The sequence below is a fragment of the Nocardia sp. NPDC004278 genome, from assembly GCF_053602975.1.
The window spans coordinates 101,570-115,847 of the sequence record NZ_JBSGEQ010000021.1; the positions used below are offsets into that span (position 1 = coordinate 101,570).

A 14,278-nucleotide genomic window follows, 5' to 3' on the forward strand; every position below is an offset into this window, starting at 1 on the left:
AGGTTTATTTCATGACCACCACACCACTGCCAGCCCCGAAGCTTCGTCTGGTCCTCCACATCGACGCCGCCCTCGGCACGCCCGTCGATCTGGGACAGGACGCCGACGGCCGACGGCACCGGATCGTGCCACATGTCGGTGGCACCTTCACCGGCCCGGAACCGATGACCGGAATCGTCCTGCCAGGCGTCAGCGGCGACTGGCAGACCATCAATCCGGACGGTTCCAGCATCGGCGACATCCGCATGGGCCTGCACTCCGCCTCGGGTGCCAACCTCTACCTGCAGATGCGCGCGGTGCGACATGGCCCACCAGAAGTACTCGCCCGGCTGGCGGCCGGGGCGGATGTCGACCCCTCCGAGTACGTCTTCCGCGCTAACGCACAGATCGAAGCCACTGAACCGGATCTGAGTTGGCTCAACCTCGGTGTATTCACCGTTGTCGCCGGCCGCCAACCCGATGGAGTGTCCTTCGACGCGTACATCGTCGAGTAGCCGACCGGCCCGAGCACCCCCACCCGGCGCCCGAATAGCCCGGGACAGGCATTCAACAACTGTTGCTTCCCTTCGACGAGAATCGGCAAGACGGGCAGGCGCTTACGGGTGTCCTGGTCCATGCGGGCCTTACGCCGCGAGACCATCTTCCGGTGCTGGATGTCGTCGGCGCGGATCGGGCAGGGCACCGCCCACCGACCCCAGCGGATCAGGTTGTCGAAGGCCCCCAGACAGAGCCTCCAGCCGCATCTGCGGCGGGCGGTACGGCCCACCGGGCAGGGCGTCTGTGTGGGGTCAGAGAGTCGGCCTATCCGCCAATGAAATTCAAGGTGGTCTTCCTGGCTTGCTGGTTCGCGGGCGGTGGACCGTCCGGACCTGGCCTCACCGCACCAGAACCCACAGTCCGCTGAGGCTCAGCAGGACAACACTCACGGCCAGGCCGGCTCCGGCGCCCACCGCCGGCGTAGCGTACTCGTCGGCAAATCGCGTCATCCGGACCGACCGCGTGCGCTGCTCATAGAGGCCGACGACGACGACAAGCGTGCCGGCGATCGCCGGGCCCACAAGGGCCACGAAACCGCTCGACGGAAGCCAACGCAGGCACGCCGCGACCAACCCGAGTATCGACAGGCTGGTACGAACGAAGGACAGCGAGGTGCGCTCGGGCTGGAGCCCGCTGTCGGTCACCTGGACAGCGCCCATTCAGGAATTCACCACCGTTACGACCAAGACGGTGGTGCAGATGACGAGCACCACACCGACGACTGGCGCCATCACCGGCGCCGGCAGGGTGCGGCCCGTCCGCAGCGCTCGCTCCGCGCTGATCCAATGTGCGAACGAGGCAACTGCGATCACGCCGCCGGTAACCAGCAGTATGGCGGCCAACATTGCACTAATCGCCGGCGTGAGCAGGTCGCCACCAAAGGCCTCCAACCCGACGCCGAGCGCAACGAATGCTGTTGCCGTCCGCATCCAGGCAAGGTAAGTGCGCTCGTTCGCGAGGGTGAAGCGCGGGTCCGGGTCCTCCCCAGATCGAAACGGTGTCCAGTTCGGCATCAACTGACCGGTCCCTTCGAAACGATGTGTCTTTTCGAGTCCAGTTCGGCGTCCGCCTCGAGCGCTGCATCGAGAAGTGATGTGCCAGCGTTCTGAAGTTCGGCGATTCGCGCATTGCGCCGTGCCAGGTCGGCGTGACTCTGCACGACGAAACTCCTGGCCGCTGGGTTGAGGGCACCCGGGCGATGCACAATTCCGAACGGCGTACGGATATCGGGGTTCGTCTCGACCACGACGGCGCCGAGCCGGTGCGCAGCCGTCGCCATCCGCAACGGCAGGAAAGCACTGGCGGCGCCGTTGAGGACGAGGGTCATCTGCGCGTGCCGGTTCGGCACCTGCGCTCTGATCAGCGGGACCACCGATTCCCGTCGCAGTACCGAAGCGACGATATCGTTCTCGCGGCGAGCCGAATTGCTCACCGCCAATGGAACACCGTGAAGTCGTGCCAGCTCGAACGGTCGGGTCGTCTCGGTGGGAGTCCCGGGTGGCATCACGAGCAACAACCGCTGGACCCCCAGTTCCACCAGCTCGAGGTTGTCCGTCGGGACCGGAAAGGTCGTGAACCCGAGCTCGCAATGCCCGGCCAACACCGCGTCGCAGAGTTCCCCGGCACCCGGGAACTCCGACAGGTCGATCCGGATGTCGGGATAAAGTCTCATGAACGAGGCACTCCACGCGGCCACCGCCTCACTGGACATCTCCGGCATCGTGCCGATCGTGACCGACCCGACCTGTAGTTCACGGGCCCCACGCATGATGTCGTGCGCGGCGACGAGGTCGCTCAGCACCTTGCGGGCGGGCTCCACCAGTAGTTGACCTGCGGGATTGAGGACGAGATTTCGTCCGGTCCGGTGGAACAAGCTGAGCTTCAACTCACGTTCGAGCTGGCGGATGCCTTGCGAGAGAGACGCCTGCGCTACATGGAGGTGCTGGGCTGCCCGGTTCACACCATCATGCTCGACAACGGCAAGGAAATACTCGAGTTGCCGTATGTCCATGACACAGCCTTCCTTTCGCATCGACGGATCGGCCGTCGCTCAGACACGGTAGGAGTCGGGCAATGTCCCGTCGACGCCGACCTGCTTGATCATGGCCTTGGCGAGGTTCCGCTCGTGGATCGGCGAGGATCCCTCATAGACACGCAGCGCCCGGACATCACGCCACATCCGCGGAACGGGGTGCGGGCCGACGATCCCCGCACCGCCCAGCAACTGGACACAACGATCGGCGACCCGACTCGCCATCTCGGAGCTGTACAACTTCGCCGCGGCGATGCGGTGCCGCGGGATGACACCCTGGTCGAACGCTCGGGCGCTCTCGACCACAAGTGCCCGGCCGGCTTCCATCTCGGCGAAACTCGCGCCGAGCGTCGCCTGAACGGCACCGAGGTCGGACAGCGGAGCCCCGAACTGTGTGCGGCCGGAGACATGCGCCGTCGTTTCTTCCAGCATTCGGGTCGCTTGGCCGACACAGGTCGCCGCGACGTGCAGGCGCGCGTGGTTGATGCCGCGCAGCGCCATTGTCAGGCCCGTGCCCTCCACCCCACCGAGCAGGTTGTGCGCCGGCACCTCGACACCGTCGAAATAGATCTCGCCGACCGGTGCCTCGGCGTGCCCGTTCATGATTGCTGGCAACACAGTTCGCACACCCGGCGACGTGGCGTCCACGATGAACGCCGAGACCCCGTCGGCGCCGGGTTCGGTCTCGTCGGTGCGGGCGAAGACGACGAACGCGTCCGCCCAGCCGGCGTTCGTAATGTAGCGCTTGCTCCCGTTGAGGAAGTACACATCACCCCTGCGGTCGGCGGTGGTGCGCACGCGTGCCGCGTCCGAACCGGCGGATTCCTCGGTGAGTGCAAACGCGGTGACCAACTCCCCCGCCGCCATCGCCGGAAGCAGCGCTCGCCGTTGGTCTTCGGTGCCGTGGTCGAGGATCGCCTGCGAGCACAGGCCGATCACCGTCGAGAACCGCGACCGGTACACGCACGACGCACGGGTGAACTCGAACGTGAGCTGCACCTGCTGTTCCATGGTCCATTCGAGCCCGCCGTAGACACGGGGAATCGAGATCGCGAACAGCCCGAGTGCCGCCATCCGGTCGACGATGTGGGTGGGCACCTCGCCCGCTTCCACCATCTCGTTCTCGGCCGGGATCAGCTCGTTCTCGGTGAACTCGGCGATCACCTTCAGGTAGGTGGAGAATTCGTAGCCCAGGATCTCGGGGTCGATCATTAAAGGGAGCCTTTCGAAGAGGGGCAGTTGAATGCGGAGTCACCGACGACGCGGCTGTCGAGCAGTCCGGCTACCTCCTGGTCCGAGTAACCGAGTTCGTGCAGGACGGCGGCAGTGTGCTGTCCCAGGGCAGGCGCAGCGACCGAGGTGGTGCGGCGGCGGCCGTCGAGTGTGAATGCCAGGCCCGGACTGGTGTACCAGCCGGCGTCGTCGGCGACATCGACGAGGATCGCCGAGGCCAGCACGTCCTTGTCGTCCGCGATGTCGTCGAACGATCGGATTGCGCCGCAAACAATCTGGGCGGAAAGCAGCCGCGCGACCGCCTGGTCGCGGGTCATCGTCCCAAATGCCTCGGAGAGTGCGGCGAGGAGTTCCTGTCGGTGCGCGACCCGTGCGGGGTTGTCGATGAACCTCGGGTCGTCGATCATGTCTGGACGCTCGATGAGATGGCAGAGTGCAGACCACTTTTCGGCCGTGTATGCCGAGAGCACGATCTTTCCGTCTGCCAGGGTGACCACGTCGGCGGCTGGCGCGGCATGGGCCTGGCCGTTTCCCTTGCGCCGCGGAGCCCGCCCCGTAATCGTGTACTCCCCCCAGTTTGCCGCCTGCATCGCCAGCGTCGCCTCCATCAGCGAGGTTTGGACGTGCGCGCCTCGACCGGTCGCGGTCCGTTGGTACAGCGCGGCGAGTATGCCAGTGGCAAGCGCATTGGCCGCGGCGACGTCAGCGACGGCCAGACCCAGCCGTTGTGGTTCCCCCTCTGCTTCGCCGGTGGCGTGCATGAGCCCGAACTCCGCCTGAGCGGCGATATCGAGTCCTGGACGGGCACTCGAGGGCCCGTTGACCCCGAACCCGGTCACGCTTGCGTGCACCAGCCGGGGATAGCGTCCGCTCAGTTCATCCGCACCGATGCCGAGCCGTTCGGCGGAGCCGTTGCGGAAGTTCTGTACCAGCACATCGGCCTCCGCCAGCAGCTTGTGCAGAATCACCCGCGCTTCCTCTTGGCCGAGATCGAGGGCGATGCTGCGCTTGTCCCGGTTGTAGGCCTGCACCATCGCTTGGCCGAACGTACCGATGCCACGTGCCTGGTCTCCGCGCAGGCTTTCCACCTTGAGCACATCCGCGCCGAGGTCCGCGAGGGTCTGGCAGGCGCTGGGTCCGGCGATGTACTGGCCGAGGTCGAGCACCCGGATGCCTGCGAGAGGTCCACTCATGGTGGTCACCGAGCCTCCCGCGCCGTGTACTCGACAGTCAGCTGCTCGAGCCTGGCCTTGGCCTTCTCCGGGTTCAGCATCGCGCCGCCGACGACACCGAGCACGCACACTGTGATGCCGACGAACATGAAGCCGGTCGAGTAGCCCTGCGCCGCGCTGGGCGCATGCTCGACGATGAGTCCGAGGGCGTACGGCGCCACGATTCCGGCGACGCTGTAGGCGGCGATGATGCACCCGAAGAACGCCACCCGCTGCCGGGCAGGCAGAAAGTCCGACGCCCCGGCGAACGCGACAGAGAATGCGACACTGTTGACGGCAAACGCGGCGATCACGAAAACCAGCTGCACCGGCCCGGGCGCGAGCTGGGTGAAGATCACCATCGAGATGCCTCCGACCAGCAGGTACGCGCCGGTGAGGTAGCCGCGCGCAACTCGCGAGCCGTAGCCCTTACGTAGCAGCCGTCCCGACAGCAGACCCGCCGACAGCAGGACGGCGACCGCGACCACGTACGGCAGCGTCACCAGCGTCCCGACCGTCCTCGCCGAGTACCCGAGCCCCTCGTTCATGTATGCGGGCAGCCACGCCACCTTCAGAGAGGAGATGAGGTAGCCGGCGAACGAGAGGAGGACCAAACCCCAGAAGCTCCGCAGCATCAGCAGGCGCCGGAAGGGAACCACGATCGTGCCGTTGGGGTCTTGCTGTTCCACCGTCGCGATACCCTCGACCGCAGCATCTGTCCGCTTGAACGGCAGCTTCTCCGTGTACCAGAACCAGGCGATCATCCAGAGCACACCCATGCCGACCAGGACAGCGAAGGCGGCGTGCCACGACCAGGTCAGAATCACCCACGTCAACAAGGGTGCTGCCACCAGCGGGCCCACCGACGAGCCGGCGTTGACCAGCGCGCCGGCTGTGGCACGCTTCTCGGGCGAGAACCGGTCGGCGACGATCGACTGACACAGCGCGTGTGCGGGACCTTCGAAGAAGCCCAACACTATTCGGCACGCCAGCACCACACCGAATGACGTCTGGACGGTCAGTGGAAGCATGCTGGCGATCCAGCAGATCATCAGCAATCCGGCGCCCCAGGTGTAGGAGATCTTGCGGAGCACGGCGGTGAGAGTGACCGCCCCGATGGCGAACAGCCAGAAGAATGCACTGCCGAGCAGTCCGTACTGGCCCGCGGACAATCCGAGGTCTGCACGGATCTGTCGACTGGCAAAGCCGATCGCGGACTTGTCGGCGAAGTTCAGCGTGAAGAACAGGAACAGCAGGACGACGATGCCCCACGCGCGCCGGTTTGCCGGACCCGGGCGTCGGAGTCCGACGTCGCTGGGACGGGTATCGATCTTCACCATGAATATCCTCCGGAAGTATGCGTTCGCGCAGCGGACGTCCCCGGCGGCGCATGTGATCGAGGCCACTGGAGCGGTATCAACATCACAGCCAAGTCCCGGCGCATCATCAACCGGCAATACCCGGTCCGCCCGTACGCTTCTACCTATAGGTGCTGGTCAGAGGAGGTAGCAGGGGTGGCCGCCGAGGCCACACCCAGTCGCCGGCGGGATTCGCGATCGGCATCCAGCACGCGTCGGCGCCGCCGTGAGCATTGCGCCCACGCATCGGAATGCCGCTGTGCCGCGTGGAATGTCCACGCGGCACAGCGGTTGTTGCTGGTCAGGAGACGGAATTGACGGCGTTGACGATAACCTTCGCTACGGCGTCGGGCTGAGAGACCGTGAGCGCGTGTGAGGCTCCGGCGATCTCGACTGTGTCGCGGGCCCCGGCGCGCTGGGCCATGAACCGATGCGCGGCGACCGGGATGTTGTAGTCCGCGTCGGGGAAGATGAACCACGACGGCAGGTTCTTCCAGTTGGGTGCCCCGGACTTGCCATTGAGAGCGCGGTCATTGAGCGGGCGCTGGGTACGGGCGTCGAGTGCTGCTCGGGTAGCGGGCACGTCCGCGGCAAACTGACGCGGATACTTGTCGGGCTGGATGTAGAGGTCGGTGCTGCCGTCAGGGAGCGCAACCTTGCTCAGGGTTTCACCGAGGGTGCTGCCCGGGAACTTGCCGGAAAGCTCGCCGATGGTCTCGCCTTCCTCCGGGGCAAAGGCGGCGACATAAACCAGCCCCTTGACCTTCGGGTCGTGGATCTGAGAGATGACCTGGCCGCCGTAGGAGTGCCCGACGAGGACGACGGGTCCGTCGATGGAGGACACGACGCTGCGGACCGCGTCGGCGTCGCCTTCGACGCTACGCAACGGGTTGCCCACGGCGATATTGGTCAGGCCCTGTCGGTTGAGCTGGTCGATCACCCCGTTCCAGCTGGCGGACTCGGCGAAGGCGCCGTGGACGAGGACGACAGTCGGCCGCACGTGGTCGGGGCCTGGGTCGGCGGTGGCGCAGCCTGCGCTGGCGATGGTCGAGGTGAGTCCAAGCGCGACGGCGGCAAGCTTGACGGCGTTGGTGAATCGCATGACGGTCCTTTGTGATCGAGAGTTGTCCTGGCGAGGTATGACGCCGGGATCTAGCGGGGAGTGGTGACGGTGAACTCAGTGCTTCAGGAATGCGAGCAGGTCGGCTTCGAATGCGGTGCGGAACTCGCCGTACAACCCGTGCGGTGCGCCGGGGTAGACGCGAAGGGTCGAATTCTTGATCAGCTCAGCCGATTTCACCGCCGAGTCATGAAGCGGGACGATCTGGTCGTCATCGCCGTGGGCGACGAGCACGGGGACGTCGATGTGCTTCAGGTCCTCGGTGAAGTCGGTTTCCGAGAACTGGGTGATGCATTCGTATGCGGCCCGGATCCCGGCCTGCATGCTCAGCCGCCAGAACGCCCGGCGGGCGCCCTCCGAGATCGTCGCGTCGGGCCGGTTGAAGCCGTAGAAGGTCTCGCTCAGATCCCAATAGAACTGGGAGCGGTCCTTGTCCACGCCGGAGCGGATCGCGTCGAAAACCTCGATCGGGGTTCCCTCGGGATTGGTGTTGGACTTGACCATGACCGGGGGTACGGCGCCGAGCAGGACAGCCTTCGCGACGCGGGAACTGCCGTGCCGACCGAGGTAGCGAACGACCTCGCCGCCGCCGGCGGAATGTCCGATGAGAACGGCATCGTGCAGATCGAGCTCTTCGATCAGTTCGGCCAGATCGTCGGCGTAGCGGTCCATGGTGTTGCCGTCCCAGGTCTGGCTGGATCGGCCGTGGCCCCGACGATCGTGGGCGATGGCACGGAAGCCGTTGTCGGCTACCAGGCGGGTTTGTTCATCCCAGGCGTCGGCGTTCAGCGGCCAGCCGTGGCTGAAGACGACGGGTTGTCCGGTACCCCAGTCCTTGTAGAAGATCTGGGCGCCGTCGGTGGTGGTGAATGTCGATGTCATGCCATTGAAATTAGGGATTCGGGCACCCCGGGCGAATCAGTCGCGTGACTGCTCCGGTGACTGTGTTGATGACTCAGTCACCCTGACTCGATGACTCAGTCGCCCCGCTGGCGCTATGCACACTTTTAGCGCGTTCGGTCCCCAGCGAACACGACTACTTGCTGGCTCGCGTTGTGCAACCCCCAGATCGTCTGCCAGGATTCGCGGGTGGGTAGTGAGATTTCGGCGGCGCCGTTCTTCTCCAGCGACATGTTGGCGACCACGCCCGCTGGTTCCCGAGGTCTCGTCGGGCGCGCGCAGTACCTGACGCTGCTGCGGGACCTGCTCGATCGAGCTGTCGCAGGTAGCGGGTCAGCGCTGGTTCTGCGCGGCGAAGCCGGTATCGGAAAATCGGCGCTGCTGGCCGCGGTTCGGGATACGGCGATCGAACGGGGACTGACCGTCCTTTCGGCGGTCGGCGTCGAGAACGAGGCGACCCTGCCCTTCGCCGCACTGCACCAGCTGCTGCATCCGCTCATGTCCGAGGCAGCGAAATTGCCACTGACACAACAGCGCACACTGCGCGCGGCGCTCGGGCAGGAGGACGGCAGCCCGGATCTGTACCCGGTGGCGTTGGCCGCGCTTCAGTTGGTCGGCGAGGCCGCCGGAAAGTGCCCGACCGTCTTGATCGTCGATGACTTGCAATGGCTCGACAGCTGTAGTGCCGAGGTGCTGAGCTTTGTGGCTCGCCGAGTCGGCAGCGACGCGGTCTTCACCTTGGCCGCTAGCCGCGCCGGGCAAGCGGATCCGGCGCACCGGGCGGGACTGCCCGACCTCGTCGTCGACCCGCTGGACGAGCGCGATGCCATCGCGCTGCTCGATGCGCAAGCGCCAGCACTGACAACCACCGTTCGACAGCGGCTGCTCGAGCAGGCGTCGGGAAACCCGTTGGCGCTGATCGAATTGCCCCGGGCGTTACGCGAGACCAACGCTGACCGGGTAGTCGAGGAGTTCCCGCTCACCACCCGCCTCGAAGCCGCCTTCGCCGCCCGCTCCGCCGAGCTCAGTGATCCGGCCCGAGTCCTGCTGATCGTCCTGGCGGCCGACGTCACCTGCGATCTCCGACGACTGCTGCAGGCAGCCACCGAACTCGCCGGAACCCCGGTCACCACCGCACATCTGCAGGAAGCCCTCGATGTCGGCCTGGTCGAGTTATCCAGCGCGGCACTGCGATTCCGGCACCCGCTGATGCGTTCGGCCGTTTATGTCCGCGCGCCACTGGCCAAACGACTCGGCGCCCACACCACCCTGGCCGGCGTACTTGCCGACTTCCCCGACAAGCAACTGTTGCACCGGGCCGCGGCAACGCTCGGAGCCGACGACACCATCGCGGCACTACTCGAAGATTACGCCGGGCGGTCCCGGGCCCGAGGCGCGACGATGGCCGCCGTCAGCGCGTTACACCGAGCAGCCGAACTCTCCGAGAGCCCGGACCGCACCACTGCGCTGTTACTGCACGCCGCCGAACTCGCCATCGAAACCGGCGCCCGCCGCGAAGCCCAGGACCTGGTCGATCGAGCAAACCTCGGCGCATTGGGACCAATCGAACGAGCGCGGCTCGCCAACGTAGAGGAAGTCATCGCATTCGGCCGATACGACCCCGAAGGTCGGATATTCGAACTAATCGACATCGCCGCACAGGTCCACACCGCGGGCAACACCGACCTCGCAGCCGAGCTGCTGTGGCGGGCCGCCTCCCGCAGCTTCTTTCAAGAGGCCTCACCCGAGGCCCGCACAGCCATCGCCACCCAACTCGACATCCTCGACCTACCCGCGCACGACCCCCGCCGACTTGCCATCGACGCCTACACCCTGCCTTGGGACCGCGGCCCCGCGGTGCTCAACCATCTCGCCCGGCTGACCCCGGACCGCTCCGATGCCGCTGCCATGCGCTTCCTCGGCTATGCCGCCCTTTTCCTCGGCGACTTCCGGCGCGGCTCCAGCTACATCGACGCCGCCGCCAGTACCGGACGAAACCAAGGACGACTCGGCCTGCTCGCTGGCATCCTCGGCGCCGGAAACTGGAGTCGCATCTGGCTCGGCGAATGGGACACGGTCCGGGCCGAAGCCGAGGAGTCCCGGTCCTTTGCCCAGGAAACCGGTGAAGAATTCCATCTGGTCGCCGGGCGCACCAACCTGGCCATGATCGCCGCGCTGCGTGGAGAAACCGAGCTCGCCGATGATCATCTACGCGAGATCCACACCAGCCCGTTGGCTACCGGGATGCGGTCTATTCACGTCGCTGCCCAACAAACCCGCGGCATGATCCACCTCTTGGCGGGCCGTGCCGACGACGCCTACGCGGCCCTGCAACGTGTCTTCGACCCGGCAGACCCGGTCAGCCACCCCATGCGTTGCTGGTGGATCGCTCCCGAACTCGCCGATGCGGCGGTCGCCGCGGAAAAGGTCGGCGCCGCAAGACAATTGTTGGCCGAACTGCCTGCCCTGGCGACGCAGCTGCCCGCCCCGATGCTCAGCGTCGTCGACGAGTACAGCCGAGCGGTTCTCGCCGACGACGCCGACGCGGACACCGCATATGCCGACGCACTCAACAGCCACGTCGGCTGCTGGCCCCTCTACCGCGCCCGGCTGCAACTGCACCACGGTCGCCGGTTGCGCCGCCAACGCCGAAACTCGGAAGCCCGCGAACCACTGCGCGCGGCCCGCGACACGTTCGACGCACTCGGTGCGGATCCGTGGGCAGAAGCCGCTCGCAACGAGCTGCGCGCCGCCGGCGAAGCCAGCACTCGTCGGACCCTCAACGCCCGCGACCAACTCACCCCGCAAGAACTGCAGATCGCCACCCTCGCCGCCAGCGGACTCACCAACCGCCAAATCGCCGAGAAGCTCTACCTCTCCCACCGGACCATCGGTTCCCACCTGTACCGCATCTACCCCCGCCTCGGCATAACCAGCCGAATCGAGCTCGCCGAAGCGCTCGAAAGACCCACCACATAGCCGATCGCACGGTCGTGCGGTTCAGCTGGGTTCAGCCGAAGGGGCCTGTGCCGTCGGCGGGCATAGAGCTCGAATGTACAGCGGAACAGACCGGTTACTACGGCCTATTTCATTGGCACACTCGCACCGACGACGGTGCAGTCCAGCTCCCCTTGACGCAAGCCAACGGTCAGCTCCGGGACCCGCCTCACGATGGTGGCAACCGGCTTGCCCAGTTGCCAACGGACGGCAACACCGAAGGTTGGGCGAGTGAGCTGGGTGAACTGGTCGAATAACTCGATGCCGCCCTGATACCGAGGCGCTGGCCGAACAGGTCTTCATTGCACGTAGCCGACCCGAGCCGCCGCGGCATCCTCGCCGAGTTGGCCGCTGGCCGCCCAGCCACAGCAACGGATCCGGCGGATCGCGCCGATCCACGGAAGGACGGTCAGGCCCACAGGAAGCGCATCACGCCGACGACCCAGCGCTCAGCGGTTCTCGAGCGGTCCGTCGTGGAGGAGGGCAGCCGCATCGGCCGCTTGCTTGGTGACGTGGCCGGCTGCGCGAGTGGCTCGTCCGGTCAGCCGCCAGGAGAGCATGCGCACGGCGGTGGCCGGGGCCGGGGGAAAGACGCCGAGCTGGCCGAGCATGGTGATGTCGTCGCGTACCGCCTCGTGCCTGATCACCTTGCCGTCGCGGAGGTCGAGGACGTGGATCTGTTCGAAGTCGATCTCGCGTCCGGTGGGAGGTACGGCCTGGTCGAGGGCGCCGTCGCGGAAGCGGACGAAGGGACCGGTGTGACGGCCCTGCATGCGCAGCCGCACCCAGACCTGCCCCTCGTTGCGGGCGACGCCGAGCACGGGGAAGCGCAGGTCGCTGAAGGCGGACCGCATCCATGCGCCCGAAGCCAGGACTCCCGCAGGTCCGGGTAGCGCGCAGGCCGGGGGCGAGACGACGGAATCGCGGTTGTGGAAGTCCGCGGCCACAACATCAGCGGCCAGCGCCGGATCTCCCGTCTCGAGGATCCGGAAGAGCCCGTGGGCCAGCTCCGCGGCGTCCATTCCCATGACGTCCATTCCTTTCGCCGGTCTGCGATCCGGTCCTGTGTCCGAGCGCCGGTCGGTCCGCGCGGGGCAGGGGCATCGAGCGTCACCTCGCGGGGCGAAATTGACCTTATATGGCACCTAATGAATAGAGCAACTATGTGATCATCTTCGATAGAATGTCGCCATGTCCTCGAAGCGCACGTACGTCTCCCCGTTGCGGGAGCAGGCCGCTGCGCAGACGCGCTCACTGATCCTCCTGCGGGCGGCCGAACTGTTCGCCGACCGCGGTTACGGGCGAGTGACCGTCGCGGACATCGCCTCCGCGGCCGGTGTCGCGTCGAAAACCGTCTTCGCGAGCGTCGGGAGCAAGGGCGACATCCTGGACCAGATCGTCGAGCAGGGCGTGGTGGCGTCCGGCTACGAACAGGCCATGCAGGGTGTGCTCGCCTTGCGGACACCGGAGTCGGTCCTCGAAGCGCTGGCCCATGGCACACGCATCGGCAACGAGAGCCAGTTCACGGTGCACGAGGCGATTCGCAAGGCGCTACCCGTTCACGAGAATGGTGAGGCGCTGTGGGAGCGCGCCACCGCGGCCTACCGTGACGCGCTCCATGCCGCCGCCCGCCATCTGCACGGCTTGAATCCGCCGCCGCCCTATCCGGTGACGGAAACGGCGGACCTGCTATGGCTCTGGTTCGGCCCGACGGGCTGGCGCACTCTGGTCGTGGAGAACGGCTGGTCCTGGGATCGGGCCGAGACCGTCCTCTACCGTACGGCCGTCGCCAGTCTTGGCTGAGTCAACGACTCCTGCCGGATACGGACCACGATTCCACCAAACTGCGCAGCGTCAACGGCGCGTGCGTGGCCGACAAAGAAGTCGTTCGAAGGCACCGAAATCCACACCGCCCGGCTGGACCTCATCGCTCGAACTTGGGGATGGCCAAGCAAATGCTTGGTTGTACTATGGGCGAGTGACCATGGCCGACGCATCCAAATCCGTACGTCGCAATGGGCTGCTGGCCGGGCGGGCGGGCTGTTCGCCGGGCGCGGTGTGCCTTCGCCTCGGGTCGTGCCGGCCCGGCTGAGGGAGACCGGCGCCAACCCCGGCAAGGTCGACGGCGACGCTATCGCCCTGGGCCATCCCTCGGCGCAACCGACAACCTTGGTGAAGGAGCTGGAACGTGTCAACGGCCACTACAGCCTGCCAATCATCTGTAAGGGCGGCGGCACGGCCGGACGCCACCATCATTGAACGCCTGAGCTAAGGGTTTCCGTGCGCTGATGGGGCGACAGCCCCAGTTACGACGAGTAGATCAAGAAGGTAGCGGTTTGCGAACCCTCGAATGTGAAGTGGACACAACGTGGATCGATATCAACGACCACATGAACGCCCAGTACTACGGGATCCTCGTCTATCGCGCACACGCCGCATTCACCGACGCTCTAGGCCTGGGCGACGAGTACGTCCGGAATACGGGGTTCGGGAAGGTGGTCGTGCAGACCGCAATGACCTATGAGCGAGAGGTGCGGCGCGGGGCACGGCTGGCCGTCGACTCCTGGCTACTGGGCGTGGATGCCAAGCGGCTGCACTTCTTCCACGAAGTACGCAATCTCGGCGACCGAACGCGGGTGGCTGTGTCCGAGCAACTGGACCTGCACGTTGACCTCGAGACGAGAAGAACTACTCCGATGCCCCCGGACGTCCTCAGCCGGCTCACGCATTTCGCTGCCGAACAATGTGGGAGCGGCCGACCGGATGGTGTGGGGCGCACGATTAATTTTTCGCGGGGTTGACCGCGGAACCGGTGGATATGGGAGGGAGAACATCACCGCAATCCAGCTGTCGCCGGTTCATACCGCGGCCGATCACTGTCTCCTGCCCA

Annotated in this window: 14 protein-coding genes; 5 read left to right on the forward strand and 9 right to left on the reverse strand. The window is 66.1% G+C overall.

Annotated elements, in window-relative coordinates:
• The first annotated feature begins 11 nt into the window (after positions 1-11).
• Positions 12-494, forward strand: coding sequence for a DUF3237 family protein (locus ACWEO2_RS28360; protein ID WP_452408111.1), 483 nt, complete (start codon positions 12-14; stop codon positions 492-494).
• 381 nt (positions 495-875) lie between these two features.
• On the opposite strand, the gene ACWEO2_RS28365 is transcribed toward ACWEO2_RS28360, so the two are convergent.
• The 8 genes from ACWEO2_RS28365 to ACWEO2_RS28400 all read right to left on the reverse strand — a co-directional run bounded on the left by ACWEO2_RS28365 (position 876) and on the right by ACWEO2_RS28400 (position 8,373).
• Positions 876-1,196, reverse strand: a complete 321-nt coding sequence (locus ACWEO2_RS28365) for a DUF202 domain-containing protein (protein ID WP_452408112.1) — start codon at positions 1,194-1,196, stop codon at positions 876-878.
• Positions 1,197-1,550, reverse strand: a complete 354-nt coding sequence (locus ACWEO2_RS28370; RefSeq protein ID WP_452408113.1) for a YidH family protein — start codon at positions 1,548-1,550, stop codon at positions 1,197-1,199.
• Positions 1,550-2,548: a LysR family transcriptional regulator gene (locus tag ACWEO2_RS28375; protein ID WP_452408114.1), complete on the reverse strand. Its 999-nt coding sequence runs from the start codon at positions 2,546-2,548 to the stop codon at positions 1,550-1,552. The genes ACWEO2_RS28370 and ACWEO2_RS28375 overlap by 1 nt, the downstream gene beginning before the upstream one ends.
• A 39-nt stretch (positions 2,549-2,587) precedes the next feature.
• Complete coding sequence (locus ACWEO2_RS28380; protein WP_452408115.1) at positions 2,588-3,781, reverse strand: acyl-CoA dehydrogenase family protein; 1,194 nt, start codon at positions 3,779-3,781, stop codon at positions 2,588-2,590.
• A complete protein-coding gene (locus tag ACWEO2_RS28385; protein ID WP_452408116.1) occupies positions 3,781-5,004 on the reverse strand; it encodes a CaiB/BaiF CoA transferase family protein in 1,224 nt (407 codons plus the stop codon). The genes ACWEO2_RS28380 and ACWEO2_RS28385 overlap by 1 nt, the downstream gene beginning before the upstream one ends.
• A complete protein-coding gene (locus ACWEO2_RS28390) occupies positions 5,001-6,353 on the reverse strand; it encodes an MFS transporter (protein WP_452408117.1) in 1,353 nt (450 codons plus the stop codon). Before ACWEO2_RS28390 ends, ACWEO2_RS28385 begins: the two co-directional genes overlap by 4 nt.
• A gap of 319 nt (positions 6,354-6,672) precedes the next feature.
• Entirely contained in the window at positions 6,673-7,473 is an 801-nt protein-coding gene (locus ACWEO2_RS28395) for an alpha/beta fold hydrolase (protein WP_452408118.1), read from the reverse strand.
• A 75-nt stretch (positions 7,474-7,548) separates the two neighbouring features.
• Positions 7,549-8,373: an alpha/beta fold hydrolase gene (locus ACWEO2_RS28400; protein WP_452408119.1), complete on the reverse strand. Its 825-nt coding sequence runs from the start codon at positions 8,371-8,373 to the stop codon at positions 7,549-7,551.
• A gap of 207 nt (positions 8,374-8,580) precedes the next feature.
• Here ACWEO2_RS28400 and ACWEO2_RS28405 point away from each other — a divergent pair, with 207 nt between their 5' ends.
• The gene (locus ACWEO2_RS28405; RefSeq protein ID WP_452408120.1) at positions 8,581-11,370 is read left to right on the forward strand and encodes an ATP-binding protein; all 2,790 of its coding nucleotides are present in this window, start codon (positions 8,581-8,583) and stop codon (positions 11,368-11,370) included.
• A 467-nt stretch (positions 11,371-11,837) separates the two neighbouring features.
• On the opposite strand, the gene ACWEO2_RS28410 is transcribed toward ACWEO2_RS28405, so the two are convergent.
• The gene (locus tag ACWEO2_RS28410; protein ID WP_452408121.1) at positions 11,838-12,416 is read right to left on the reverse strand and encodes an ester cyclase; all 579 of its coding nucleotides are present in this window, start codon (positions 12,414-12,416) and stop codon (positions 11,838-11,840) included.
• Positions 12,417-12,579: 163 nt separating this feature from the next.
• Between ACWEO2_RS28410 and ACWEO2_RS28415 the strand changes: the two genes are divergently transcribed.
• The 3 genes from ACWEO2_RS28415 (at position 12,580) to ACWEO2_RS28425 (ending at position 14,189) form a co-directional block, all read left to right on the forward strand.
• Entirely contained in the window at positions 12,580-13,191 is a 612-nt protein-coding gene (locus tag ACWEO2_RS28415) for a TetR/AcrR family transcriptional regulator (protein WP_452408122.1), read from the forward strand.
• 273 nt (positions 13,192-13,464) lie between these two features.
• Positions 13,465-13,647, forward strand: a complete 183-nt coding sequence (locus tag ACWEO2_RS28420; protein WP_452408123.1) for a hypothetical protein — start codon at positions 13,465-13,467, stop codon at positions 13,645-13,647.
• Between the two features lie 98 nt (positions 13,648-13,745).
• On the forward strand, positions 13,746-14,189 hold the full coding sequence (locus ACWEO2_RS28425; protein WP_452408124.1) for a thioesterase family protein: 444 nt from the start codon (positions 13,746-13,748) through the stop codon (positions 14,187-14,189).
• Positions 14,190-14,278: the final 89 nt, after the last annotated feature.

What these genes read in the sequence shown, in the direction of transcription:
- ACWEO2_RS28360 (WP_452408111.1), top strand. Translation starts at nt 12, where the DNA reads ATGACCACCACACCACTGCCAGCCCCGAAGCTTCGTCTGGTCCTCCAC.
- ACWEO2_RS28365 (WP_452408112.1), bottom strand. Translation starts at nt 1,196, where the DNA reads ATGGGCGCTGTCCAGGTGACCGACAGCGGGCTCCAGCCCGAGCGCACC.
- ACWEO2_RS28370 (WP_452408113.1), bottom strand. Translation starts at nt 1,550, where the DNA reads ATGCCGAACTGGACACCGTTTCGATCTGGGGAGGACCCGGACCCGCGC.
- ACWEO2_RS28375 (WP_452408114.1), bottom strand. Translation starts at nt 2,548, where the DNA reads ATGGACATACGGCAACTCGAGTATTTCCTTGCCGTTGTCGAGCATGAT.
- ACWEO2_RS28380 (WP_452408115.1), bottom strand. Translation starts at nt 3,781, where the DNA reads ATGATCGACCCCGAGATCCTGGGCTACGAATTCTCCACCTACCTGAAG.
- ACWEO2_RS28390 (WP_452408117.1), bottom strand. Translation starts at nt 6,353, where the DNA reads ATGGTGAAGATCGATACCCGTCCCAGCGACGTCGGACTCCGACGCCCG.
- ACWEO2_RS28395 (WP_452408118.1), bottom strand. Translation starts at nt 7,473, where the DNA reads ATGCGATTCACCAACGCCGTCAAGCTTGCCGCCGTCGCGCTTGGACTC.
- ACWEO2_RS28400 (WP_452408119.1), bottom strand. Translation starts at nt 8,373, where the DNA reads ATGACATCGACATTCACCACCACCGACGGCGCCCAGATCTTCTACAAG.
- ACWEO2_RS28410 (WP_452408121.1), bottom strand. Translation starts at nt 12,416, where the DNA reads ATGGGAATGGACGCCGCGGAGCTGGCCCACGGGCTCTTCCGGATCCTC.
- ACWEO2_RS28415 (WP_452408122.1), top strand. Translation starts at nt 12,580, where the DNA reads ATGTCCTCGAAGCGCACGTACGTCTCCCCGTTGCGGGAGCAGGCCGCT.